The sequence below is a fragment of the Bacillus thermotolerans genome (assembly GCF_000812025.2).
Classification (GTDB): Bacteria; Bacillota; Bacilli; order Bacillales; family Domibacillaceae; genus Quasibacillus; species Quasibacillus thermotolerans.
This window is the reverse complement of sequence record NZ_JWJE02000027.1, coordinates 23,420-48,510: the sequence shown is the minus strand read 5'-3', so window position 1 is coordinate 48,510 and position 25,091 is coordinate 23,420. Positions and strand designations below refer to the sequence as shown.

The window sequence follows — 25,091 nt, the reverse complement described above, 5'->3', positions numbered from 1 at the left end:
TTTGAATACTTGTACTAAAGGAGAGACCGTGGTGAGTTACATAGTCCAGTTTCTAATAGGCGGTATAGTCATGGTGGCAGCCTCGTTATTAAGCAAGTCTAAATACCTTTTCTTATCAGGTGTAATCACATTGCTTCCAATCATGACGTTAATCAATATTAGTTTGCAGATGAAAAATATGAATCTTGCAGACTTTAGGATGACACAAAAAAGCGCCATTTTCGGCGCTTTCGGAGCAGTGATTTTAATTGGAGGCATCTTCCTGTTAACTCAGTGGGTGAAGCCTGTGTATGCTGTAGTTGTTGCTTTTGGTATCTATATTCTTTACATGACAGGCTGCTTATACTTTGTATCGCAAGAGACAAATATTTAAATGCAGAGGCTGACTAGAGGAGTAAGTAATAAAGGCAGCCTAATTAAATCTTGACGATAATGACACCGAAGGGCATAATGAGTAATAATTGTATGCCGCTGTAGCTTCTTGTTTGATGCGGGTGATGAATCCGTATATGAAAAGCTTTTAACATTGCGTTGAAAGCTTTTTATTTGTGCCGTAGGATAAAGCTGGAAGCTCTCTAAAGATCGGTCTTTCATAAACTATATAGATTCATTTCAAAATAGGAGGAAGGAGTGGTTCCATGGCTTTCATGCGAAAAGGGTTTTTCTTTTATTTATCGGGAATTCTTATTATGACATTAGGAATCGCTCTTACGATTATCTCGGGTTTAGGTGCTTCCCCGTTTGATTCTCTTCTCGTTGGCCTGCATCGGACGTTTGGGTTAACTGTAGGGAGCTGGGAAATTGTTGTTGGATTAGTATTAATATTGGGTAATGCAGTCCTTAAGAGAGAGCGCCCTGAGTATTTCGCTTTGCTCACTTCTTTCTTTACAGGTATAGGTATAGATGCATGGTTATTTTTTATTGAGGGCTGGGGAGAGCCGATGAGCCTCTTTGGACAATTTGCTGCTATGATGCTCGGAGTGGTGTTAATGGGATTAGGGATCGCTGCTTATCTGCAGTCTGCGTTTGCGCCTAATCCCCTCGATCGTTCTATGCTTGTTCTATCTGAGCTGACGGGGTGGAACATTGCTTATACACGAGCGTTAATTAATCTTTTTCTTGTTGCTGCTGCTTTTTACTTTGGAGGGGCACTTGGTGTAGGGACATTGATCAATGCTTTCCTCACAGGTCTATTCATTAAATGGTTCTTGCCTTATATAGCAGCTATGAAGAAGAGAAAACTAGAGGAAAGAGAAGGCAGTATCGCCTCCTAGATTGAAAGGAAGAAATTGGAGCTGCCGATTTGGCGGCAAGAGGATTGACGCTCATTTCAGGTATTATAGCCGTGTTCGTTCCTGCTGGACCAGAGGATTATAATGGCCTTTGGAACGCTCGAGGCTATATGTTTATTTAAAATAAGTTGTATCTTGTAATAAAACTAAAAATAATAAAAATCCCCTTGTATTCGACAATATTTTTTTATATAATGAAAAACATATTACGAGTTATACATTGTCCGCGGGTGTAGTTTAATGGTAAAACCTCAGCCTTCCAAGCTGATGTCGTGGGTTCGATTCCCATCACCCGCTCCATTATTATATCGTCATTAACTCGTTTATTAACGCAATGTTTTATTCCCTGGATGGATAAAATGTTGCGTTTTTTCATTTTATATAAAAATTCGAACGAAATAGATATCTCTCTGAAAGGAGGAAAAGCTTATGGATTACCAGCAGCTGAAGCAAGAGATTATCGAATACAGCCGAATAATCGGCATAGATAAGATTGGTTTCACATCCGCCTCGCCGTTTACCGAACTAAAAAGCCGTCTCTTGCGTCAGCAGGAGTTAGGCTATGCTTCAGGTTTCGAAGAGAAGGATATCGATAAACGTGTAGATCCTTCATTGCTTTTAGAGGAACCTCGTTCGATTATCGCTATTGCTCTAGCTTACCCCTCTAAAATGAAAGAGTCAGTAAAGGGGAAGAGAGGCGAGCGGCGAGGGATCTTCTGCCGTGCTTCCTGGGGAGAGGATTATCATACGATCCTTCGCGGCCGTCTGAAGAAACTTGAGGCATTTATCTCCTCCAAAGTGCCAGACGCCCGCTTCCGCTCGATGGTGGATACAGGAGAGCTGGCAGATCGAGCGGTTGCTGAGCGGGCGGGGATAGGCTGGAGCGGTAAGAACTGCTCGATTATCACGCCTGAGTTTGGCTCTTACGTTTATCTGGGAGAAATGGTTACCAACCTGCCTCTTGAACCTGATGCGCCGATCGAAAACCAGTGTGGCACTTGTACAAAGTGCCTGGATGCTTGTCCGACAGGTGCGCTTGTTCAAGGCGGGCAGCTTAATGCTCAGCGCTGCATCGCTTTTTTAACCCAGATGAAGGGCTTCATGCCTGAAGAGTTCCGTGAAAAACTAGGAAACCGTATATACGGCTGTGATACGTGCCAAACGGTTTGTCCAAAAAACAAAGGCATTGATTTTCACCTTCACGAAGAAATGGAACCTGACGCTGAGGCAGTGAGGCCGCTTTTAGAGCCTCTTTTGCACCTGAGTAATAAAGAATTTAAGCAAACATTTGGCTACATGTCAGGCTCGTGGAGAGGGAAGAAGCCGATTCAGCGAAATGCTATTATCGCTTTGGCCCACTTTAAAGAAGAAGAGAGTGTACCTGCTTTAGTCGATGTTTTGTTGAATGATGTCCGCCCCGTGATCAGAGGCACATCTGCTTGGGCACTTGCCAAAATCGGCGGCGGTCAAGCACTTGAAGCCCTTCTCGCAGCAAAGGAAAAAGAAACAGATGAAGAGGTTCAACAGGAGATTGAACAAGCCATATCTTCTGTAAAGAATCATGAAAAGCAGTAGCCGCGAATAGAATGAATTACATGCTTCTGTGAAGAATTACTCCTACAGGTAGCCGACAGAAGAAGCAGTTATGAAAAGTGTGATCAATCAACATCCATCGCCGGCAGAAAAGCCGGTTGAGTCGGTGAACATGCTGGATAGAAGGAGGCACGTGCATGTATAAAGAGCTTCAAGAAGAGTTGAAGCGGCGGCTGCAATGTCTTTTGGAGGGCGAAGAGGCCAGCAGAGATGAAAGGCTGCTGAGGAAGAAGCAATTAATGACAGAAAGAGATAGTGAAATTCTCAAAATAAAGGCTTTCGGAAAGGTTCTGGAAGACGACGGCCAACTAACTCGCTACCTCGTTCATTATAAATATTTAATTAAGCAGGGGGATTTTCTTTATTTAGAGGAAGAGGTGGAAGGCAGAGAGGCCAGAATAGAGCGACAGCAAGTATTAGAAGATAAAGAAGTCGACCTTGCAGCCATCTATTCTCATGAATCCGATGCCGGGGAACCAATTGAAGAGCCGGAACAGAGGCGAGCGTTCCGGTATGATCGGCTAAAGGCCGTTCAGTACGCGGAGCGCTGGTGGAACAGTTATAATTCGGCTTACCGGAAGTTTGATGTAGATTGTACGAACTATGTATCCCAATGTCTCCATGCGGGAGGAGCACCAATGGTAGGGTACCCGGACCGGAGCCGCGGCTGGTGGATGAGAAATAATAATTGGAGCTACAGCTGGTCTGTCGCTCATGCTCTCCGCTGGTTCTTAAGCGGAGCGGAGAAAGGGCTCCGTGCAGAAGAAGTGAGCCGGCCTGAGCAATTGGAGCCTGGAGATGTAATTTGCTATGACTTTCAAGGGGACGGCCGCTTTGATCACACGACGATTGTAACAGCAAAGGATCAAAAAGGCATGCCGCTCGTAAATGCTCATACAACAAACAGCCGGATGCGTTATTGGAGCTATGAGGATTCCACTGCTTATACAGCAAATATTAAGTATAAGTTCTTCCATATAAAAGATGATTCTTCTTAAGTATTTCTGTTAATGATATAATAAATAGGTTATAGCTTATGTATGAGGTGAATAATTTTGTCTAACCATGTTGTACTCTATCAGCCAGAAATCCCAGCCAATACCGGAAACATAGCGAGGACCTGTGCGGCTACCGATACGGTACTGCACTTAATTCGTCCGCTCGGCTTCTCAACGGATGATAAAATGCTCAGACGGGCCGGTCTGGATTACTGGCAGTTCGTAGAAATTATGTATTACGATTCTCTTGAAGAGTTCTTCGAGAAGAATGCCGGCGGGGAGTTCTTTTATTTAACTAAGTTCGGCGAAAACAATTATGCTAAGTACGATTACAGCGATCCCGCAAAGAATTATTTCTTTATTTTTGGAAAGGAAACAACGGGTTTGCCGAAGGATCTGATCGCTGAAAATAAAGATCGCTGTCTGCGCATTCCGATGAATGATAACGTAAGATCGTTAAATTTATCAAACACAGCAGCCATTCTAGTATATGAAGCGTTGCGCCAGCAGAATTTCCTTGAATTGAAATAATACAAAAAGCACCGCGGCTGCGGTGCTTTTTTATGTACCGTTCGTTACTTTCTTGTGCCTGGTTTGTCTTCATAGCCAGCAGTAAAGATGGCAGCAAGAAAGGCAATGATGACACCTAAAATCAGGAGAAAATCAATACTCATGCTATATACTCCTTTCTTATAGAAGTCTTTCCTTCACAATTATCTTCATTATATATCAAATACATAAGAATGAAAACGTTAACTTTTCCAACCCATGTCCATCTTCTTCCGCTTTTCTTTAGCATGTTCAAAGATGTACGGGCATAAGATTTATTAAACGTTCCTAATCAAGCAAAGCGGGAGGTCTATATGGATATCTTAAAAAAAATCGAGCAGTATCGGGAAAGTGAAGAGAAATTAAAGTGGGAAGGCACTTTTGCTGAATATTTGGAGATTGTTAAAGAGAAGCCATGGGTCGCTCAGTCAGCCCATTCACGGATTTATCATATGATTAAAGATCAGGGAGTAGAGCTAGAAGACGGCCGTAAACAGTATAGCTTTTTTAACACGGAATTATACGGATTAGAAGAGGCATTAGAGCGGCTTGTAGAGGAATATTTTCATCCAGCTGCTAAACGTTTGGACGTGCGCAAGCGGATCCTCCTATTGATGGGGCCTGTGAGCGGAGGGAAATCGACACTTGTCGCTATGCTGAAAAAGGGGATGGAGGCATATTCACGGACGGATCGAGGAGCAGTATATGCGATTAAAGGCTGCCCTATGCATGAGGACCCGCTCCATTTAATTCCACATCATCTGCGAGAAGACTTCTACCGGGAGTACGGCATTCGAGTAGAAGGAAACTTATCGCCATTGAATACGATGAGACTGGAGGAAGAGTATCACGGCCGTATTGAAGATGTAGTAGTAGAAAGAATCTTCTTCTCTGAGGATAAGCGGGTAGGTATCGGTACATTCAGTCCTTCTGATCCGAAGTCACAGGATATTGCTGATTTAACGGGCAGCATTGACTTTTCAACGATTGCTGAGTATGGATCAGAATCCGATCCGCGTGCTTATCGCTTCGACGGAGAGTTGAACAAAGCAAACCGCGGGTTAATGGAATTCCAGGAAATGCTGAAGTGTGATGAGAAGTTCCTCTGGCATTTGCTTTCCTTAACACAAGAAGGAAACTTTAAAGCGGGGCGCTTTGCTTTGATTTCTGCGGATGAGTTAATTGTTGCTCATACGAATGAAACGGAGTATCGCTCTTTCATCTCTAATAAGAAGAATGAAGCTCTGCATTCTCGAATCATTGTGATGCCAATCCCATACAACTTAAAGCTATCAGATGAAGAGAAGATTTATGAAAAAATGATCCGTGAGAGTGATGTATCAGGTGTGCATATTGCTCCTCACACATTAAGGGTCGCAGCGATGTTCACGATATTAACGCGATTAAAAGAACCAAAGCGCGGCGATATCGACTTAGTGAAGAAAATGCGTCTGTACGATGGAGAAATTGTAGAAGGGTTCAGCTCAGCAGATGTAGAGGAACTGAAAAAAGAATACCAGGATGAAGGAATGGCGGGCATTGACCCACGTTACGTCATTAACCGGATATCCTCCACGATTATTCGCAAGGATACAAACTCCATTAATGCGCTAGATGTGCTGCGCTCTTTAAAGGAAGGGCTCGATCAGCATCCGTCCATTACGAACGAGCAGAGGGAGAAGTATTTGAACTTTATCTCTGTTGCGAGAAAAGAATATGACACCATTGCAAAGAAAGAGGTACAAAAAGCCTTTGTTTATTCTTATGAAGAATCTGCGAAGACACTAATGGACAATTATTTAGATAATGTAGAAGCCTATTGCAATAAGTCGAAAATGCGTGACCCGTTAACAGGGGAAGAAATCAATCCAGATGAGAAGCTGATGCGTTCCATTGAAGAGCAAATCGGCATTTCAGAAAATGCGAAACGGGCCTTCCGCGAAGAAATTCTTATCCGTATTTCCGCCTATGCCAGAAAAGGGAAGCGTTTTGACTATAATTCCCATGACCGTCTGCGTGAAGCGATTCAGAAAAAGCTGTTTGCTGATTTAAAAGATATTGTCAAAATCACTACTTCCACTAAAACGCCGGATGAGCAGCAGTTGAAGAAAGTAAACGAAGTAGTGGCACGCTTAATTGATGATTACGGGTATAACTCGATCTCAGCTAACGAGTTGCTTCGCTATGTAGGAAGCTTGCTAAATAGATAAGAAAGAGGCAGCCTTTTAGGCCGCCCTCTTTTTTCCTTTTTTAATCATTTTATGAACGGCAGGCATTATCTGAATTGTGTTGAACAGGGTCTGGCTGACGTTCATCCTCTTTAAGCTCTTGGTTTGTCCGTTGACGCTCCATTTGGCTGCCGAGCTGCTTCATTTCCTCAAGGTTTGAGGCCATGGAACCGTTGGCAGCCGGGATCTTTTTGTCTTCATTGCTCATGCGCAGTCACCTCTTTTTATAGGAGATACCCGTACAACATTCACATCAAACGCATACACTAATATGTAAGGAAAGGGGAGATAAGAGGAGATGAGTGAGAACTCTCACGTATCCCGCGAAGATTGGTCACTTCATCGTAAAGGACACGATGATCAAGAGCGGCACAAGGACAAAGTGCAGGAAGCGATCCGTAAGAACCTGCCAGATCTTGTCACAGAAGAAAATATCATTATGTCGAACGGCAATGAAGTGATCAAAATTCCTATTCGTTCAATTGAAGAGTATAAAATCAGATATAACTATGACAAAAACAAACACGTTGGCCAAGGAGATGGCGACAGTCAGGTAGGAGATGTTGTTGCCCGTGATGGCAGTGCAGCAGACGGGCCGGGAAAAGGAAACGGAGCAGGCGACCAGGCCGGAGAAGATTACTATGAAGCAGAAGTATCCTTTATGGAACTGGAGAAAGCCTTCTTCAGCGAGCTGGCCTTACCGAATTTAAAGCAAAAGGAGCAGGCGCCGTTCACTGTGGAGGATGTCGAATATAACGATATTCGTAAAACGGGCTTGATGGGTAACGTAGACAAGAAAAAAACACTTCTATCAGCCTATAAAAGAAACGCACTGAAGGGAAAAGCGAAGTTTCATCCGATTTTGCCAGAAGATCTGAAGTTTAGAACATGGACAGAGATACAGAAGCCGGAATCAAAGGCCGTAGTGCTGGCGATGATGGATACGAGCGGCTCGATGGGGGTTTGGGAGAAATATATGGCACGGAGCTTTTTCTTTTGGATGGTGCGTTTTCTCCGTACAAAATATGAACGGGTAGACATTGAGTTTATTGCTCATCATACGGAGGCCAAAGTGGTTAGTGAGGAACACTTTTTCACGAAAGGAGAAAGCGGCGGAACCATTTGCTCGTCTGCTTACCGGAAAGCGCTGGAATTAATAGAAGAGAAATATGATCCTGTGCGCTACAATATTTATCCTTTTCACTTCTCCGATGGTGACAATCTGTCATCTGACAATACGCGCTGCATGAAGCTCGTAAGCCAGCTGATGGAGAAATCCAATATGTTCGGGTACGGGGAAGTAAACCAATACAACAGAAACAGCACATTAATGAGCTCCTATAGAAGTATTGAAGATGAGAAATTCCGCCATTATATTTTAAGGCAAAAAGCAGATGTTTTTTATGCAATGAAGAGCTTTTTTAGAAAAGAAGAATAGAGACAGGTACCTTATTGAGGCCGGCGGCTCTTTCAATAAGGTACTTTTTTGTTTAGTTTGCGTGTGAGCGGAAATAAATAAGGGTAGTGACGAATTAAAGGAGGAGCCTTGTATATGAGAAACAATCAAGATAAGCAGCAGGAGCAAGAGAACCTTTCAGTTGAACAGAAGAAGAAAAGAGAAGAAGGACAGGATATCGAGCCGCAGCGCCAGGTGGACAAGCCGACTCACTCTGACTCTTAAACCGTTTAAAAAGAAGTTCGTATAGGCAGTTATGGGGAAGCAAGAGAAACAAAGGAAAGAGGAGGATACACATGAAAGCTCTCACTTATCAAGGACCAAAGGATGTACAAGTAAAAGAGGTGGAGGATCCGGTTCTTCAGAAAAGGGATGATGTGATTGTACGTATTACATCTACTGCTATCTGTGGCTCGGATCTTCATTTATATCAAGGAAACATGCCACTGAGCCCCGGATACATTATTGGCCATGAACCAATGGGAGTTGTAGAAGAGGTTGGCCCAGATGTAACAAAAGTGAAAAAAGGAGATCGTGTGGTTCTCCCATTTAATGTTTCCTGCGGTGAATGCTTCTATTGTCATAACCATATGGAAAGCCAATGCGACAATGCAAACCCTCATAAGGATACGGGGGGCTATTTTGGCTATACTGAGCAATATGGCAATCATCCAGGCGGGCAGGCTGAGTACTTACGCGTACCTTACGGGAACTTTATGCCGTTTGTCGTGCCGGAATCCTGTGAACTGGAGGATGAAGCACTCTTGTTCATGTCTGATGTGCTGCCGACTGCGTACTGGAGCGTAGAGCATTCAGGTATGAAGCCGGGAGATACGGTGGTTGTGCTTGGAAGCGGTCCAATTGGGCTGATGGCACAAAAGTTTGCCTGGATGAAGGGCGCTAAGCGAGTCATCGCTGTAGACTACTTACCTTATCGCCTTGAGCTAGCAAGAAAAACAAATAATGTGGAAACGTATAACTTCACAGACTATCCAGAGATGGGCAAGCATTTGAAAGAGGTAACAAGCGGCGGTGCCGATATTGTCATTGATTGCGTAGGCATGGATGGGAAGAAATCAGCTATTGAAAAGATTGAACAAAAATTGAAGCTGCAGGGCGGTACACTAAGCGCTATCAACATTGCAAAGGATGCTGTAAGAAAGTTTGGAACTGTCCAGTTAACAGGTGTCTATGGATTAATGTATAACATGTTCCCGCTTGGTAATTTCTTTGAAAGAAATGTGACGCTCAAGATGGGACAAGCTCCTGTTATTCATTATATGCCAGAGCTGTTTGAGCAAATTACTGCAGGAAAGATCAATCCGACTGATATCATTACCCATATCATGCCTCTTGAGCAGGCACCAGAAGCGTATAAGCTGTTTAACGACCATGAGGATGAGTGTGTGAAGGTAGTACTAAGGCCATAAAAAAAAGACTGTTTTCAGCCTTTAAAGGCTGAAAACAGTCTTTTTTTGATTAATGTGGTAAAAATGCGAGCTGATAAAAGAATAATACAGCAAAGATATAGACAAGCGGATGGACTTCACGGAATTTACCACGGACAATCTTCAGTAATGGATAGGAAATGAATCCAAGGGCAATTCCTGTAGCGATGCTGGATGTCAACGGCATGCTCAAAATAATTAAGAAAGCAGGGAATGCTTCATCCAATTCGCCCCAGTCAATCTTTGCGACATTCTCCATCATTAAGCAGCCGACGATAATTAAAGCCGGAGCTGTAATAGCGGAGAGGCCTGATACTGCGCTTACAAGCGGGCCGAAGAAAGCTGCAACAATAAACAATGCACCTATAACCACAGCGGTTAATCCGGTACGTCCGCCGGCTGCTACGCCTGTGGAAGACTCAATATAGGCACTTGTTGGGCTTGTTCCAAAGACGGCTCCTGCTGTAGCAGCGACAGAGTCAGCAAGAAGAGCTTGGCGGGCTCTGGGCATAGTGTTGCCCTTCATGAGGCCAGCCTGCTGGGCAACGGCAATCATGGTACCGGTTGTATCGAAAATAGTAACGAGCAGGAAGGAGAATACAACTGCATATAGTCCGTGCTCAATAACATCAGCAAACGCTTGGATTGGATTATCAACGATAAGTCCTTCAGGTAAAGAAGGAGCTGCCACTACTTCTGTGATAGTTAAGTGGCCGGTAAAGTAAGCAATAATGCCAGTAACGACCATTCCAATAAACAGAGCTCCATTTACTTTCAATACCATCAATATAATAGTTACAGCCAGACCAACAAGCGCTAGTATAGCCTGCGGGCTATGAAGATCCCCCAGTCTGACAAGATTGGATGGATCATCGGCAACCAGACCGGTCATTCTAAGGCCGATAAAGGCGATAAATAAGCCAATACCCGCTGTAATTCCATATTTTAAGTTGCTGGGAATGGCAATAATTAATTTCTCACGGAAAGGTGTTAAAGACAAAAGAACAAAAAGAATGCCCGCAACAAACACTGCAGCAAAAGCAGTTACATACGTAACGCCTTCATGAGCACCCACGACGGAATAAGCAAAATAAGCGTTTAATCCCATACCGGGCGCGATGGCAATAGGGTAATTAGAGAATAACCCCATCCAGAGAGTACCGATCACCGTGGCAATAATAGTAGCTGTAAACACTTGATCAAATGGTACGCCGGCATCCTGCAGAATAATCGGGTTAACAACAACAATGTAAACCATTGTTAAGAAGGTAGTTAATCCTGCGACTACTTCTTTTCGAACCGTTGTTTCATTTTCTTGTAGTTTAAACATTGGAAACCTCCAAAATACGAACATTTAAAATTACACTTTATATATTATTCGTTTTCAACAATGGATGCAACAGCAAATTTAAAGTTTCACCAAAATAAATCATATTTTATAATAATTTTTTTATTAATAAAACTTTAGCTGATTCAGCTTTAACTGGTGTCTTCTTTCAAATTAATCGCAATAGAATTGAGCAGAATAATGAATTTATCCTCTTTTGTGTAAATACTGTAACAGTGCCCCTGATCGTTTCAAGTTAATTAACAAAGATACTTTACCCGAATAATTGGGAAATAAAAGAGTTTTCAAAAATCTCCCTTCACAAGTGGGTGATACGCTTATACACTTATTTATGGGTAAAGTAAAAGAACGCTGAGAAGGAGGAGTAAACATGAAAGTCGCTAAGAGTCTGCAAGATACAATTACCCTTCATAATGGACAAAGTATGCCGCAGCTAGGTCTTGGTGTGTATAAGATGACAGATGAGATTGAAGCGAACTTTGCTATCCAGTCAGCTTTAAAAATCGGCTATCGCTTAATCGATACCGCCTCTTTATATGAAAACGAGCAGGTAGTCGGAGCTGCAGTCAAGGAGAGTGATGTCAGCCGTGAAGAGATATTTATTACATCTAAGGTTTGGAACAGTGACCAGGGATATGATCATACATTAAGAGCGTTTGAAGAGTCATTGAAGAAGCTTCAAACTGATTATATGGATTTATATTTGATTCACTGGCCGGGAAAAGACAGCCAATATAAAGATACATGGCGGGCACTTGAGCGCTTATATAATGAGGGAACGGTCAAAGCGATCGGTGTTTGTAATTTTCAGGTCCATCATTTGAAGGAGCTTATGGCTTCAAGCAACGAGAAGCCGGTTATTAACCAAGTAGAAAATCACCCGATGCTGACACAAGAAGAATTACGCACCTATTGCCGTGAGAACGATATTGTCATTGAAGCTTGGGCACCCATCGCCCGCAATCAGTTGGCTAATGAGCCGGTCCTAACTCATTTAGCCAGAAAGCATGGTAAGTCGGTTTCACAAGTGATTTTGCGCTGGCATTTACAAAACGGCACTGTGATCATCCCGAAATCTGTGAACCGCGACAGAATACGAGAAAACAGTGAAATCTTTGACTTTGAGCTTTCTCAAGAGGAGATGAATCGCATCAGTGGCCTCAACAAGGATGAACGGTTAGGGCCGAACCCCGATGAATTCTTTAAAGATTTTAAGTAAGCATATAAAAAACCGGGCAGTCTTGCCCGGCTTTTGTGTAGAAGGTTATCGGAAAAAGGTCAATAAATCAGGGGGAGCGTCGGCGGAGCAGGTGATTGTTTCTCCGATAAATGGATGCGGAATACTGATCTCGGCTGCATGAAGCGCCTGCCGGGAAAGGATGGGTTTTCCGCCATATAGTCTGTCCCCAAGTAAAGGGTGGCCTATAGCTGAAAAATGCACTCGAATCTGGTGTGTCCGGCCGGTTGCTAGCTGGCACTTTACAATGGAGAAGCCTTGCTCCTTGTCCTCTTTAATCACCTCATAGTGGGTAATCGCCTTCTGGCCGGAAGGGGAGACACGCCTTCTCGTAGGGTGATGCCGGTCTCTGCCGATTGATTGATTAAGAATGCCCTTTTGTTTTTTTAAGCAGCCTTGTACGGCTGCCAGGTAGGTTCTTTTAATGCTCCGTTCTTCCAGAAGGCGGGAGAAGACTGCATAGGCGGCTTCATGCTTAGCAAATAGCACGGCACCGGATGTTTGTTCATCTAAACGGTGGACATGGCGGATAAAGCTGCTTTTTTCAGACTGATACACACGATGTGCAGCAGCATTCAGCAGAGTATCGGTTTCCGATGAAGCATTTGGATGGGTCTTCATGCCCGCTGGTTTATTGGCTACCAAGATATGATTGTCTTCATATAGCCATTCAACTGTCAGATTGGAGGGGAAGACGGCTTCTTCGCTCTCCCGAAACAAGGGAAGGGAGAGCCGGTCGCCCGCTGCAAGCGGAGCAAGCCAGTCAGCTGGCTGGCCGTTTACTCCCGCAGCTTTTTCCATTCTCCATTGGTGCACCATTTTTTTAGGAAGCTTCCAATGCTCCTTCAGGATGGATTGAACAGATTTTCCCTCCAAGTCTGTAGAAATAGTCAATTCATATATGACGCCGTTCTTTATAGTTGAGTACAAAAAGCTGGCTCCTTTCTTTTATTATTTCAAAAATTACCATCATATTACGTTTGTTTCTATGTTATCCTTAACTTAAATATACCCCTAAATCGCAGGAGTAGAGAGGTGTTTCTTTGAAAGTAATTATTGCTTCTACGAGCGAGCAAGAAGAAAAGATTGTTGCCCTAGTTAATCGGATAAAGAAAGACCTTTTGCCACGTTTTTTCGGTCGGAAAGAGCTGGAGCAAATGTATGAAAGCGGAATTCTTGATATAAAGGAGGAGCACTTTGAACAGTTCGGCAACCTGCGTGATGCCTTCCAGGTCATCACGAGCTTACAGACAATTGCAGCTATCCTTGAAACGAAGAACCCGGATCGGCTTCCAATGACTTACCAGGAAATGTTTGAGAAGAACACGATGATTCTACAGGAATTTGGTATTCAGTTTCCTTTCTTCTTCAGCCACTTCACTAATAAGAGAAATGTTGCTTCTTTATGGGAACATGAAGCACCTGTACATACGTATTTAATGTAAAGCTTCCGCTGCAAGAGGAAGCTTTTCTTTATGGCAGCAAATGAAAATCCCCCCGGCTGAAAGGCCTTGGGGGAAGAATTTATTCCTCTTTATGAGCCTGGAAGAAGGCTTCAAAGTTCTCTTCCGGCTGGCTGCCGACGATGCGCTCCTGTTCTACGCCATTTTCATAATAGACTAAAGTTGGTGTGGATTCGATTTGGTAATCTGTCCATCCGTCTTCAAATTCAAGCAGATTAAACTGTTTTACATCTACGTTTTCTTCTTCAGCCAGCGGCATTAAAACAGGCGTTGTTTGCTGACAATGAGGGCAGGTTGGGCTATAAAAGTAAACAAACATGTCTTCACTGTTCTGTAAGCTCTCCTTTAGCTCATCTGGCAAGATTAAGTTGCTGTAATTAGGGTCGTCAAGCTGCTTAATGGTTTCAGGGTGCAGCTCGTCTTTGCCATAGGGGTTACCCTCGGAAGCCTGATCTTGCTGGTAATTTGTTAAGAAAACAATACCGCCAAATAAAACAAGGATGATGGCTGCAAAAATAAGAATTTTCTTCATGTTTATACGTGGTCCTTTCTTTTGATAATCATAAGGCTGATAATAAAAATGATAACAAAAGCAGTCAGTGCTAAAAAGGGAATGGTGACAAAGCCGAACCAATTAATGTACATTCCCGTGCAGGGCACCCGTCCGCAAGCTGGCGCACTGCTGGTAAAAAACTCAATTTTCTGGATCGCGTAATGATAAATGGAGACCAGGCTGCCTGCAGCTGAAAGCAAGAGTGAATAACGAGCGGCAGCTGCATCCTTTTTAACGACAGCCAATCCCAAAATAAAGACCATCGGGTACATAAAAATACGCTGATACCAGCAAAGCTCACATGGCTCATATTGCATCACTTCAGAGAAATACAAGCTGCCCAGCATCGCAACAAAGGAAGTCGCCCAGGCGCTCAAGAGTAAATTTTCTTTATTCATATTTGTCCCTTTCCCAATAAATTTCCTCCAGCCAATTATATTATCTTCCGAGCCAAAAATAAAACAATCTATTTTTCTTTTAAAAAATACCATCGGTCCCTAGGAACAAAAGATTCCATAAATAAAAACCGGCCGCCAAAGCTTTGTGGCTTTAGCGGCCGGTTAACTGGTGGAATTCGGTCAGGCATTTAGCGAATTGGCGTGTTCAATATAGTCGAATAGCGTATAAAATGTTTTCTCCACTGTAGAATAAGGATTAGGAAAGGAGCAAGCATGAAGAAAATGCTCGATTTTCTTCGACAGCAAATGATCCCCTGTACGTACCATTAGTACAAGAAGATTATCCCAATCCGATCGGTAAATATAATACAGTGCCCGGTCATAATCGGTGTAAACCAAGGTTAGTCCCCCTTTGTAGAGGAATTACCTTTAGTATGTTCGATGAAGGCCCTGAACTCTCTCTGCAAATATTGGGAGCACTGTTTAGGAAAGAAGAAGGAAGAATTGAATGGAAAGCCGGTATGACTTTTTGTCTTTTCTCATAAGTATTTGTTAAAGGGCAAAAGGGGGAAGTAAATATGAACGAAGCGGAGATGAAAGAGCTTCAATATGCCATTGATGAAATTACAGAAATTGCGTCTGGCTTTGGGCTGGATTTTTATCCAATGAGATATGAAATTTGTCCAGCGGATATCATTTATACATTTGGCGCTTATGGAATGCCGACGAGGTTTTCCCACTGGAGCTTTGGAAAACAATTTTTTAAAATGAAGCTTCAATATGACTTGGGGTTAAGTAAGATATACGAGCTGGTTATTAATTCTAACCCATGCTATGCATTCTTGCTCGATACGAATTCCCTTATTCAAAATAAATTAATTGTGGCTCATGTATTGGCTCACTGTGATTTCTTTAAAAATAATGCCCGTTTCCAGCAAACCAACCGAAATATGGTAGAGAGCATGGCAGCTACGGCTGAACGAATCCGTCAATATGAAGTGGATTACGGGAAAGAAACGGTTGAAACCTTCCTGGACGCCGTCCTTGCAATTGAAGAACACATCGATCCCTCTCTCCTCAGACCAAAGCTCTCCTGGCAGGCAGACGATTTGGAGGAAAAGATAATAAAGAGGAAAAAGCGGGAGTATGACGATCTTTGGCAATTAGATGACTCCGGAAAAAGAGAAATGGTGCCAAAGAAGGTGAAAAAGGCATTTCCTCCTCAGCCGGAGAAGGACATTTTGCTGTTCATCGAACAATACAGTCGTGATCTGGACGATTGGCAGCGTGATATTATGACGATGATCCGGGAAGAAATGCTGTATTTTTGGCCGCAGCTTGAGACGAAAATTATGAATGAAGGCTGGGCGAGCTATTGGCATCAGCGCATTTTACGTGAACTGGATTTGACCTCTGGAGAGGCCATCGAATTCGCCAAGCTGAATGCCAGTGTCGTCCAGCCTTCACGCACATCCATTAATCCGTATTATTTAGGGCTGAAAATGTTCGAGGACATTGAAGAACGCTACAATAACCCGACCGAGGAAATGAAGCGACGGGGAGTAAAGCCAGGCTCAGGAAGAGAAAAAATCTTTGAGGTACGGGAAATTGAGGGAGATATCTCTTTCTTGCGCAACTATTTAACGAAAGAACTGGTAGAGAGAGAAGATATGTATTTATTCCAGAAAAAAGGGAAGGATTATAAAATTACTGATAAGGAATGGACAAACGTGCGTGACCAGTTAGTGAATATGAGAGTCAACGGCGGCTTTCCTTATTTAACGGTAAACGATGGAGACTACATGAAAGCGGGAGAGCTGTATCTCAAGCATTGGTATGAGGGCATCGAGCTGGATATTAAATATTTAGAGAAGGTACTGCCGCATCTGTACACGCTATGGGGGCGGACTGTTCATCTTGAGACGATCATCGAAGACCGGGAAGTACTCTTTAGTTTCAGTGGTCACAAGGTCCAGCGTAAATATTTATAAATAGCAGGTGCTGGAGTCTCTCCAGTACCTGTTTTTTAGTTTTGTTTCATAACGAAAAGGGAATCAGAAAGCTAGCGAATGTTTCCAGAAAGAAGGAAAGCAAATGAATACGACGCTTATTTTTATTCTTCTTTATTTTTTATTTGTCGGATTAGTCATTGAAATCTCTGTGATCATGTTCCGGTTGACAGGGCTAGAGGGAGACATTTCCCGTTATCAAGTCATTTCTATGCTGACAGGTACAGGCTTTACAACAGATGAGTCACAGTTAATTATTGATCATCCGGTACGCAGAAGGCTGAGTATGTTCTTGATCTTATTTGGCGCTTTCTCCTTGGCAGTCATTATTTCCTCCATTACGAATATGCTCGCCGATGATTTAAGACTAAAGGAGCTAATGATTACTAATGTTGTGCTGCTTGCAGTAGTTCTTATTGGGAGAACACCTCTTACGAAAAGAATTCTAGGAGATAAATTTCATCATGAGATGGAAAAGAAGCTGGAGATTTCTGAGCTGCCGATTAAGGATGCGCTTTATTTAGAAAATGACGATGTTGTAACAGACATAGCGGTGGAAGAGGAGTCCCCTTTAATTGGAAAGACCATCGGAGAATTTATTAAAAATGAAGAAGACTTAAATATTTTATTTATTCAACGAGGAGAGGTGAATATACGCAGGGGGTTATGGAAAGAGAAGATACAGGAAGGAGACCGCTTGTATATTTACGGAAATAAAAAAGACTTAGAAGAAAGGTTCTTGCAGGCAGACGAAAAGGTCGAAAGTACATCGGAAGAAAGCTCATCAGAGTGAGCTTTCCTGTTCAGTAATTGCCTGCATTCTTTCCATAAGGCGTCGCTTTCGGTAAAGCACGGCTCCGGCCTCGCCCAGATCCGAAATAGCCGATCGGTTCGTAACGGCACCGAACAAGATGCCGGCGATGGGCACAAGCTGAAGCATTTTTTTCCAGCCAAATTGGTCTCGATACGTATAGACAACTTCACGCCATCCTTGAAGCTGAGAAATCATCTTGTCGTGTGATTTGCTTCCCTCGTAGAAGGCAGATAATTCATCCAGTATAGCCTGCCTGCCCACTACGTCAGAAGAGGCAAATTGGAGGCATTTAATAATAAAGAGGCGTTCTTCCTTTTCATGCGGATCATAGCCGTGAATAATGGCGATTTCCTGAAGTGTCTTCAAGGATAGGCCTAAAAGCAGCGGAATATCCGCAACAAGAGTAAAGATACCACCAACACCAGTCGTTGCTCCTTGAACGGTTGCAAGATTAGCCCTCGAACTCGTTAGCTGTTCACTGACAGCAGCCATTTTCTCAAGGGGAGCTGTGCCAGCATCTTTGACGGAAAGGATAGTCAGTTCGGGATTTGCTTCCTGAACTCTCTTGAGTACATACTTCTCCTGGATTAAATATTGTCCGCCTGTTTGAATAAAGCTGCCGATCTCATCAAGCAGCTGACCAACCTTTTCTTGAATGAATTTTGGTGTTAGGCGGTCTAACACCTTAAAGGGAAGCCGGCTGATTCGTTCCCAAATCCATACCTTTTTTTGTTCCTTTTCCCATTTTTGGATAGCCGAAAGCTCAGCCAGCAGCTGTTCTTTTGTTTCCATGTTTATCCCAACCTTTTTCTTGAATAATTTACATACGTTGAGGTATGCAGCAAAGTTTCAGGAAATTATGCTTTTTAGTGAGTTGCGGAAAGATTATGAATATAGCCTAGCTGATTTACTTACAAAGTGGATTTTGGTATACTTTCCGCAATTGAAAAGAGATTCACCTTTGTATATGTCCAAGAATAAGGCTTGGACGTTTCTACCAGGCTGCCGTAAATAGCTTGACTACAGAGTGTGTGGACTTCCTGTCCGCTATCTGTGCGTTATTATTTTTTAGGCAGCTTCCCACTAGGTGGAGGCTTTTTTATTTTCATTCACATATATGGTGCATTGGAAATGAGTGCCTTATTTATTCAAGCAAAGCATCAAATCTAAAACAGGGAGCAGGAACAGATGAAACACTTTTTTGCTTTTGAGGAGAGAGGAACAACCTACAAGCGAGAGACGCTGGCAGGTATTACTACTTTCCTGTCCATGGCTTATATTCTTGTCGTTAATCCCATCATTTTAAACCAGGCGGGAATGGATCAAGGAGCTGTGTTTACAGCGACGGCTTTATCAGCTATTATTGGCTCACTGCTGATCGGTCTCTTAGCTAATTACCCAATTGGCATTGCACCAAGCATGGGGTTGAATACATTTTTTACTTTTTCTGTTTGCATCGGTATGGGAATACCTTGGCAGACAGCTTTAACCGGTGTGTTTATTTCAGGTGTCTTATTCGTCATACTAAGCTTGCTGAAAATACGTGAATTAATTATTAACGTGATTCCCGAAGATTTAAAGCATGCTATTGCGGGCGGAATCGGATTTTTCGTTGCTTTCATTGGATTGAAAAACGCCGAGCTTGTAGTGGCAAATCCTGATACATTTATTGCTATTGGGGATTTGCGGTCGCCGACAGTGCTCCTGGCAGTATTCGGGTTTGTTGTGACGATTATTATGATGATGCGGGGAATCGGCGGCGCGATCTTTTACGGCATGGCCATTGCCGCAGCTGTCGGTATGGTTGTCGGGCTGATTGAGGTACCTGATCGCATCATTGGCGCCATTCCAAGCCTAGAACCGACGTTTGGGGTTGTTTTTAGTCACTTAGATAGCATTTTTACGCCGGATATGCTGGCTGTTATTTTTACATTTCTGTTTGTTGCCTTTTTCGATACAGCCGGCTCATTAATTGCTATTGCCTCCCAGGCTGGCTTAATGAAGGAAAATAAAATTCCTAATGCTGGCCGTGCGCTCCTGGCGGATTCATCAGCAGCAACAGTAGGGGCCGTGCTGGGCACATCAACTACAGCTGCTATGGTTGAATCAAGCGCAGGTATAGCAGCTGGAGGGAGAACAGGGTTTACTTCAATTATAATTGCCGCTTTATTTGCCGTTTCCCTGTTCTTCTCTCCGCTGCTTTCCGTTATTACGTCAGCTGTCACAGCGCCAGCGCTGATTATTGTCGGTGCTTTAATGGCAAGCGGTATTAAAAATATCAACTGGCATCGTCCAGAGGTGGCCATTCCTGCTTTCGTGACAATTATTATGATGCCGCTCACATCCAGTGTGGCAAGCGGGCTCGCTCTCGGTTTCATTCTTTATCCAGTCACTATGATTGCCAAGGGGAGAGGAAAAGAGCTTCATCCGCTTCTGTATGTATTGTTTATCGCTTTTGTAGCTTACTTCATGTATTTATAGGATAAAGCCGATTGCCGTTAAATAAAGTAAAAAAATCCCTCCTGCCTAATCTATTGTTTTGGCGGGGGGGATTTTAAATCTTTTTCCAATTGCTTTACATGTCCAGCTAATTCATCGCATACGATTTGATAAGCTGCCCACTTTTCTATCACATCTTTGCAGTAAGCAGGGTTAGGAATGTCCCAGTAAAGAACTTTCTTATCAGAAGCTAGCGGCAGGGTCAGTCCTTGGTCATAGTCCGAATCATAAATATTGACGATCAAATCTGCCTCATTAATTAGTTTAGGAGCTAGAGATGCTGGCTCCTTGTCTGTAATATCTATGTTAACTTCTTTCATTGCTTCGATAGAAAGGCTAGGATCAAGGGCTTTATCGAATGAGGTGCTAATAAAATTTAATGCAGGCTCATTTAGCTTAGAAGCCCAACCTTCTGCCATGATGCTTAGTTCATTAGATGTAGAGAAAAACAATATATTTTTACTTTTCATTGTGCTAGCCCCTTTGCCTTTGTTCTGTTTCTTTTTTACCCCTTTTTATGGAAAGTATGCTTCCATACTAGAAAAATTTTTGAAAAGATAAGGCGGAAAGTTCTAGGTGTATTGGATGGTAAGGAGGTTAATGATGGTTGGTGTGCTCGATTGTCCGGGACAAAAGGTCAATAACATGCTCATTATCATGAGAATAGTACAAGGTCGTGCCTTCCCGGCGATATTTAACGAGCCGCAGGTTTTTTAAGAAACGAAGCTGCTGGGAGACGGTAGACTGAAGCATGGACAGCTTTTGGGCAATATCGTTGACGGATTGTTCCCCGTTGAAGAGCAGATTTAAAAATTTTAGGCGTGTAGGGTCAGGTAGGGCTTTAAAGGTTTGAGAAACAATAAACAGCGTTTCTTCATCCAGCTCATAAGGGGGTTTTTGCATAGTAACTTCCTAAAGTGCAGTGCCTTTGTTTTCAGTACATCAAGTGATCATTCATAATAGAATATTGAATTTAAGCACTCATTAGTCGGATAAGTGGGAAAAAACATTCAATTGTAAGCGTTATCTTTATCGTGTATAATGTCGAAGGGGTTTAATAAACAAGATTAGTGGTAAACTTAACTATATTTTCCCCTTCATTTTGTCACCAATGCTTAGACCCCCTCTTATATAAAAATGCACTCATTTTGGAATGTTAGAAAGGAGAATAACGCATGAACTTAACTGCTAGGATTATTATTGCGTTGATCGCCGGTGCAGTGGTTGGGCTATTATTAAATATGTTCACACCTGGTGCATACAGCGTCCTAGATCCATATGTATTTGACCCGCTTGGTCAAATCTTTCTTAACTTAATCAGCATGCTTGTCGTGCCGATTGTCTTTTTCTCAATCGTGTTAGGGGCTGCCGGCCTAGGTGATCCGAAGAAGCTAGGAAGAATTGGTTTTAAAACAATTGTCTACTTCTTAGTGACCACTTCTATTGCCATCACGATCGGTTTAGCGATTGCGAGTGTCGTTCAGCCGGGAGAGGCAGGCACGTTTGATGCGGAGAATGCAGAGTTCTCAGCAGAGGAAGCTCCTCCTGTGAGCGAAACCTTACTGAATATTATTCCTAAAAACCCGGTAGAAGCGATGTCACAGGGTGACATGCTGCAAATTATCGCTTTTGCTCTTTTCATTGGTCTTGCTTTAGCGGCTTTAGGTGAAAAAACAAAGGGCATATTCAACTTATTTGAACAAGGTAATGATATTATGATGTACCTTGTTCACCTTGTGATGAAATTTGCTCCTTACGGAACGTTTGGCTTGATTGCTTCAGCTATTGGAGAACAAGGGTGGAATGCGATTCAGTCGATGGGAAGCTATATGCTTTGTGTGTTAGCTGCGCTCCTCATTCACTGTATTTTAACGTATGGAGGTACTGTGCTGCTGCTTGCGAGAAAGAGCCCGATTTGGTTCTTTAAAAACTTTGCACCTGCTATGACAGTGGCTTTCAGTACATCCAGCAGTAACGCCACATTGCCGCTTTCCATGGAAGTGGCGCAGACGAAGTTGAATATACCTAAGTCTGTCAGCTCCTTTGTTCAGCCTCTTGGCGCGACTATTAACATGGATGGAACAGCCATTATGCAAGGGGTTGCGACTATTTTCATCGCTCAGGTGTACAGTATTGATTTGACGATGGGTGAATTAGTAACCGTTGTATTGACAGCCGTTTTAGCAAGTGTAGGAACGGCCGGAGTACCAGGTGTCGGCTTGATTATGCTGGCAATGGTATTGGGCAGTGTCGGGCTTCCGGTTGAGGGTATCGGTTTAATTATTGGTATTGACCGTATTCTTGATATGACTCGTACAGCTGTTAATATTTCTGGTGACGCTGCGTGTGCGTTATATGTGGCGGAAACTGAAAAGAAGAGAACGATTAAGAAACAGCGTGACGGCGCTTAATGGAACAATAAAGCAAGCATGCCAGGAATGGCCTGCTTGCTTTATTTGGTTTTCAACTTCCAAAAATTAATATATAATTAAACGGATAGAGTCACTAATTACAAAAGCAAAAGGAGATAACCGTCCATGAATTTAGGCTTTGGAGAAGTAGCCATTATATTGATTGTAGCCTTGTTGCTTTTTGGGCCTTCTAAACTTCCTCAGCTTGGAAAAGCAGCGGGACAGACACTTCACGAATTCAAACGGGGAATGAAGGGCGTTATGGAAGACGATGAACAAAATAAGAAAACGAACCAGTAACGGAATATGCAGAAGGCTGCGGGCAATTGCTCCAGCTTTTTTTATGCAGAGGAGATGTAGAAAATAGTTGAAAATTGGCGGATAGAGTCAAATCAGTTATAATAAGTTCTTGTTGTGTGCAGCAATAGAGCAACCTGTATATATCCATACGGATCAATAAAGGGGAATTCAGTTTTTTCAGGAGGACAAGTATCAATTATGAAAACAGTCAGCAAGTTTCTAAGAAAGCTGTGGCAGAGATTTCACTTAACGCAAATTCTCATCCTGGCCATAGCTGTTACTATCTTAGCGGGACTGGGATTTGTTTTTTACTTTATGAAGTCTGCTGATGTAGAAACGCTAAAAGAAGGGCTTTCTCAATCGACGATCATATATGATGCGGAAGGAGAGAAAGCAAGCAAGATATCAGCTAAGAGTTCAGAAAGCATTCCAATTGACCAAATGCCTGAGCATTTGCAGAATGCCGTTGTGTCTATTGAGGATCATCGCTTTTACGAGCATAACGGATTTGATGTAAAGGGCATTGCTCGTGCCTTCTTCACGAATATCTTTTCTGGAGATGTCGTAGCAGGAGGGAGCACCATTACCCAGCAGCTAACCAAAAACGCTTTGCTTTCCCATGAGCGGACGTATAAGCGGAAGATAGAAGAGTTGTTTTTAGCTATTGAAATTGAAAAAGTATACAGCAAGAAAGAAATATTAGAAATGTATTTAAATACCATCTATTTCGGAAGCGGTGCATGGGGAGTTGAAACTGCATCAAAGAAGTACTTTGGCAAGGGGGCAAATGATTTAACGATTGCCGAGGCAGCTATGCTTGCAGGGATTATTAAAGCACCGTCTGCGCTTGATCCTTATAAGAATTTAGAAGGAGCGGTTGAACGCCGAAATGTGGTATTAAATCAGATGGTTAAGCATGGATATATTACGCAGGAAGAAGCAGCGGCTGCTAAAGAGGAGAACGTGAATCTAGAGGATACAAGCGGCGACCCTTTAGCGGGAAAATATCCTTACTATACGGATGCGGTGATTAGTGAAGCGATTAGCCGGTTCGGACTGACACAAGATGACCTGCTAACGAAAGGCTATGAAATTCATACTGCCTTGGATCAGGATATCCAATCTGGCCTTGAAAAGGTGTATGAGAAAGATTGGGTCTTCCCTGATTCTGTGAATGGCGATCCAACTCAAAGTGCGGCCGTGTTCGTTGATCCTAAGTCTGGCGGAGTTGTGGCGATCGTTGGCAAGCGAGGGGAGCATGTGTTTAGAGGGTTTAATTACGCGACCCAAATGCGAACATCTCCGGGTTCAACCTTAAAACCGCTTGCTGTTTATACGCCGGCTTTAGAAGAGGGCTATGAACCGACATCGATGCTGAAGGATGAGCCAATGACCTTCGGAGGTGAATACGAGCCAACGAACTATGGAGGGAATTACCGGGGAGAAGTAACCATGAAGACGGCGCTTGAAAAGTCTCTCAATGTTCCAACTGTTTGGCTCCTAGACCAGATTGGCTTATCCAAAGGTCTAGATGCGCTTGAGCGTTTCGGCATTCCACTAGTAGAAGAAGATAAGAGCTTAGCAATTGCTCTTGGCGGAATGTATAAAGGAGTGTCTCCGCTGCAAATAGCTGAGGCCTATACGACATTCCCTAATAATGGCGTGCGAAAAGACAGCTTTTTTATTAAGAAAATTGTGGGTCCAGAAGGAGAAGTAGAACCAAAGTCTGCTCCTCAGGAAACACAGGTTACGACGAAAGAAGTGACGGACGATATTAACGCTATGCTTCTGAATGTAGTCGAAGAGGGCTCAGGAAGGAATGCGAGAATTCCGGGGCTGGAGCTTGCCGGAAAAACGGGTTCAACGCAGGTGCCGATTGAAGGAGTCAGCGGAACAAAAGATCAATGGTTTGTCGGCTATACGCCGGATATCGTAGGAACCGTATGGATTGGTGTAGAGAATGCTGACGAAGAAAATCACCTTGCTACGAACAGTTCAGAGGGAGCCGTGCCGTTATTTAAAGAGATTATGCAGGAAATCGAGCCAGATCTGGAAGGCTCGTCTTTCAACGTCCCTCCGATAGAGGAAAAACAGGGAGAGAAAGAGGAAGAGGACGGCTGGTTTGATAGAGTAGTCGAGAAGTGGAAGGATTTATTCTAAAAAGGTTTACCGAGGGTAGCGGGAAAATGGCCCTCGGTAAACCTTTTGTTGTTTTTCTTTGAAAAACCAAGTGACAAAAAAGTCATAAACTAATTCGAAAAAGAGCAAAAATGAAAAATCTAATAATATCAACCTTGTAAGCGATTGCATGTTTAAATGCTGTAAAATCAATAATTCTAATTATCTAAAAATTTTTTAAAAGGTGTTGACCAATGCTGAAAAGAAGGATATGATTGTCCTCAACATACACTTAATTTTCTGAATTGAGAATATAAGTGAACACCTGGATTGAAAGGTGTTTTGCAGACAGAATAGTGAGATATTTCACTCAATAC

General features: G+C 42.9%; 26 protein-coding genes, 1 tRNA gene and 1 riboswitch. Of the genes, 18 read left to right on the top strand and 9 right to left on the bottom strand.

Annotated elements, in window-relative coordinates:
- Positions 1 to 31 precede the first annotated feature (31 nt).
- The 7 genes from QY97_RS11525 (at position 32) to QY97_RS11495 (ending at position 6,642) form a co-directional block, all read left to right on the top strand.
- Entirely contained in the window at positions 32 to 373 is a 342-nt protein-coding gene (locus QY97_RS11525; RefSeq protein ID WP_039233581.1) for a GlpM family protein, read from the top strand.
- Positions 374 to 638: 265 nt separating this feature from the next.
- Complete coding sequence (locus QY97_RS11520) at positions 639 to 1,274, top strand: YczE/YyaS/YitT family protein (RefSeq protein ID WP_039233579.1); 636 nt, start codon at positions 639 to 641, stop codon at positions 1,272 to 1,274.
- Positions 1,275 to 1,518: 244 nt separating this feature from the next.
- Positions 1,519 to 1,592: transfer RNA gene (locus QY97_RS11515), tRNA-Gly, on the top strand.
- A gap of 129 nt (positions 1,593 to 1,721) precedes the next feature.
- Positions 1,722 to 2,867, top strand: coding sequence for a tRNA epoxyqueuosine(34) reductase QueG (gene queG / locus QY97_RS11510; protein WP_039233577.1), 1,146 nt, complete (start codon positions 1,722 to 1,724; stop codon positions 2,865 to 2,867).
- A 155-nt stretch (positions 2,868 to 3,022) separates the two neighbouring features.
- Positions 3,023 to 3,883 (top strand): amidase domain-containing protein, encoded by an 861-nt coding sequence (locus tag QY97_RS11505; protein WP_039233574.1) that lies wholly within the window; start codon positions 3,023 to 3,025, stop codon positions 3,881 to 3,883.
- 57 nt (positions 3,884 to 3,940) lie between these two features.
- Complete coding sequence (gene trmL, locus QY97_RS11500) at positions 3,941 to 4,414, top strand: tRNA (uridine(34)/cytosine(34)/5-carboxymethylaminomethyluridine(34)-2'-O)-methyltransferase TrmL (RefSeq protein WP_039233572.1); 474 nt, start codon at positions 3,941 to 3,943, stop codon at positions 4,412 to 4,414.
- A gap of 332 nt (positions 4,415 to 4,746) precedes the next feature.
- On the top strand, positions 4,747 to 6,642 hold the full coding sequence (locus QY97_RS11495) for a PrkA family serine protein kinase (protein WP_039233570.1): 1,896 nt from the start codon (positions 4,747 to 4,749) through the stop codon (positions 6,640 to 6,642).
- A 49-nt stretch (positions 6,643 to 6,691) separates the two neighbouring features.
- Here QY97_RS11495 and QY97_RS20675 read toward each other — a convergent pair whose 3' ends face one another.
- A complete protein-coding gene (locus QY97_RS20675; RefSeq protein WP_166701692.1) occupies positions 6,692 to 6,868 on the bottom strand; it encodes a hypothetical protein in 177 nt (58 codons plus the stop codon).
- Between the two features lie 90 nt (positions 6,869 to 6,958).
- Here QY97_RS20675 and yhbH point away from each other — a divergent pair, with 90 nt between their 5' ends.
- The 3 genes from yhbH (at position 6,959) to QY97_RS11480 (ending at position 9,546) form a co-directional block, all read left to right on the top strand.
- Positions 6,959 to 8,098 (top strand): sporulation protein YhbH, encoded by a 1,140-nt coding sequence (gene yhbH / locus QY97_RS11490; protein WP_039233568.1) that lies wholly within the window; start codon positions 6,959 to 6,961, stop codon positions 8,096 to 8,098.
- A 114-nt stretch (positions 8,099 to 8,212) separates the two neighbouring features.
- Complete coding sequence (locus QY97_RS11485) at positions 8,213 to 8,341, top strand: hypothetical protein (RefSeq protein WP_039233566.1); 129 nt, start codon at positions 8,213 to 8,215, stop codon at positions 8,339 to 8,341.
- Between the two features lie 71 nt (positions 8,342 to 8,412).
- Positions 8,413 to 9,546: a zinc-dependent alcohol dehydrogenase gene (locus QY97_RS11480; RefSeq protein ID WP_039233565.1), complete on the top strand. Its 1,134-nt coding sequence runs from the start codon at positions 8,413 to 8,415 to the stop codon at positions 9,544 to 9,546.
- A gap of 49 nt (positions 9,547 to 9,595) precedes the next feature.
- Here QY97_RS11480 and QY97_RS11475 read toward each other — a convergent pair whose 3' ends face one another.
- Positions 9,596 to 10,894: an NCS2 family permease gene (locus QY97_RS11475; RefSeq protein ID WP_039233563.1), complete on the bottom strand. Its 1,299-nt coding sequence runs from the start codon at positions 10,892 to 10,894 to the stop codon at positions 9,596 to 9,598.
- Between the two features lie 388 nt (positions 10,895 to 11,282).
- Here QY97_RS11475 and QY97_RS11470 point away from each other — a divergent pair, with 388 nt between their 5' ends.
- The gene (locus QY97_RS11470; protein ID WP_039233560.1) at positions 11,283 to 12,131 is read left to right on the top strand and encodes an aldo/keto reductase; all 849 of its coding nucleotides are present in this window, start codon (positions 11,283 to 11,285) and stop codon (positions 12,129 to 12,131) included.
- Between the two features lie 45 nt (positions 12,132 to 12,176).
- On the opposite strand, the gene QY97_RS11465 is transcribed toward QY97_RS11470, so the two are convergent.
- Positions 12,177 to 13,079: an RluA family pseudouridine synthase gene (locus tag QY97_RS11465; RefSeq protein WP_039233559.1), complete on the bottom strand. Its 903-nt coding sequence runs from the start codon at positions 13,077 to 13,079 to the stop codon at positions 12,177 to 12,179.
- A 113-nt stretch (positions 13,080 to 13,192) separates the two neighbouring features.
- Here QY97_RS11465 and QY97_RS11460 point away from each other — a divergent pair, with 113 nt between their 5' ends.
- On the top strand, positions 13,193 to 13,594 hold the full coding sequence (locus QY97_RS11460; RefSeq protein WP_046128507.1) for a YhcU family protein: 402 nt from the start codon (positions 13,193 to 13,195) through the stop codon (positions 13,592 to 13,594).
- Positions 13,595 to 13,673: 79 nt separating this feature from the next.
- On the opposite strand, the gene QY97_RS11455 is transcribed toward QY97_RS11460, so the two are convergent.
- The 3 genes from QY97_RS11455 to QY97_RS11445 form a co-directional block, all read right to left on the bottom strand.
- A complete protein-coding gene (locus QY97_RS11455) occupies positions 13,674 to 14,144 on the bottom strand; it encodes a thioredoxin family protein (RefSeq protein WP_039233557.1) in 471 nt (156 codons plus the stop codon).
- Positions 14,145 to 14,146: 2 nt separating this feature from the next.
- The gene (locus tag QY97_RS11450) at positions 14,147 to 14,563 is read right to left on the bottom strand and encodes a disulfide oxidoreductase (protein ID WP_039233600.1); all 417 of its coding nucleotides are present in this window, start codon (positions 14,561 to 14,563) and stop codon (positions 14,147 to 14,149) included.
- A gap of 180 nt (positions 14,564 to 14,743) precedes the next feature.
- Positions 14,744 to 14,962: a YhdB family protein gene (locus QY97_RS11445; RefSeq protein WP_039233555.1), complete on the bottom strand. Its 219-nt coding sequence runs from the start codon at positions 14,960 to 14,962 to the stop codon at positions 14,744 to 14,746.
- Between the two features lie 179 nt (positions 14,963 to 15,141).
- On the opposite strand from QY97_RS11445, the gene QY97_RS11440 reads away from it, so the two are divergent.
- Both QY97_RS11440 and QY97_RS11435 read left to right on the top strand, forming a co-directional pair.
- On the top strand, positions 15,142 to 16,554 hold the full coding sequence (locus QY97_RS11440; protein ID WP_039233553.1) for a SpoVR family protein: 1,413 nt from the start codon (positions 15,142 to 15,144) through the stop codon (positions 16,552 to 16,554).
- A 103-nt stretch (positions 16,555 to 16,657) separates the two neighbouring features.
- Positions 16,658 to 17,365 carry a TrkA C-terminal domain-containing protein gene (locus QY97_RS11435; protein WP_039233552.1) on the top strand — a complete coding sequence of 236 codons (708 nt, stop codon included), beginning with the start codon at positions 16,658 to 16,660 and terminating at the stop codon, positions 17,363 to 17,365.
- Here the strand turns inward: QY97_RS11435 and QY97_RS11430 are convergent.
- Positions 17,357 to 18,178, bottom strand: coding sequence for an EcsC family protein (locus QY97_RS11430; protein WP_039233551.1), 822 nt, complete (start codon positions 18,176 to 18,178; stop codon positions 17,357 to 17,359). The genes QY97_RS11435 and QY97_RS11430 overlap by 9 nt on opposite strands.
- 149 nt (positions 18,179 to 18,327) lie before the next feature.
- Positions 18,328 to 18,429, top strand: a riboswitch (purine riboswitch).
- 145 nt (positions 18,430 to 18,574) lie between these two features.
- On the opposite strand from QY97_RS11430, the gene QY97_RS11425 reads away from it, so the two are divergent.
- Entirely contained in the window at positions 18,575 to 19,867 is a 1,293-nt protein-coding gene (locus QY97_RS11425; protein ID WP_039233549.1) for an NCS2 family permease, read from the top strand.
- Positions 19,868 to 19,917: 50 nt separating this feature from the next.
- On the opposite strand, the gene QY97_RS11420 is transcribed toward QY97_RS11425, so the two are convergent.
- A complete protein-coding gene (locus QY97_RS11420) occupies positions 19,918 to 20,355 on the bottom strand; it encodes an arsenate-mycothiol transferase ArsC (protein WP_039233547.1) in 438 nt (145 codons plus the stop codon).
- Positions 20,356 to 20,482: 127 nt separating this feature from the next.
- Entirely contained in the window at positions 20,483 to 20,788 is a 306-nt protein-coding gene (locus QY97_RS11415) for an ArsR/SmtB family transcription factor (RefSeq protein ID WP_039233545.1), read from the bottom strand.
- A gap of 272 nt (positions 20,789 to 21,060) precedes the next feature.
- Between QY97_RS11415 and QY97_RS11410 the strand changes: the two genes are divergently transcribed.
- The 3 genes from QY97_RS11410 (at position 21,061) to QY97_RS11400 (ending at position 24,756) form a co-directional block, all read left to right on the top strand.
- Complete coding sequence (locus tag QY97_RS11410; protein WP_039233543.1) at positions 21,061 to 22,296, top strand: dicarboxylate/amino acid:cation symporter; 1,236 nt, start codon at positions 21,061 to 21,063, stop codon at positions 22,294 to 22,296.
- A 126-nt stretch (positions 22,297 to 22,422) separates the two neighbouring features.
- Complete coding sequence (locus QY97_RS11405; RefSeq protein WP_039233541.1) at positions 22,423 to 22,596, top strand: twin-arginine translocase TatA/TatE family subunit; 174 nt, start codon at positions 22,423 to 22,425, stop codon at positions 22,594 to 22,596.
- Between the two features lie 198 nt (positions 22,597 to 22,794).
- A complete protein-coding gene (locus QY97_RS11400; protein ID WP_039233540.1) occupies positions 22,795 to 24,756 on the top strand; it encodes a transglycosylase domain-containing protein in 1,962 nt (653 codons plus the stop codon).
- Positions 24,757 to 25,091 lie beyond the last annotated feature (335 nt).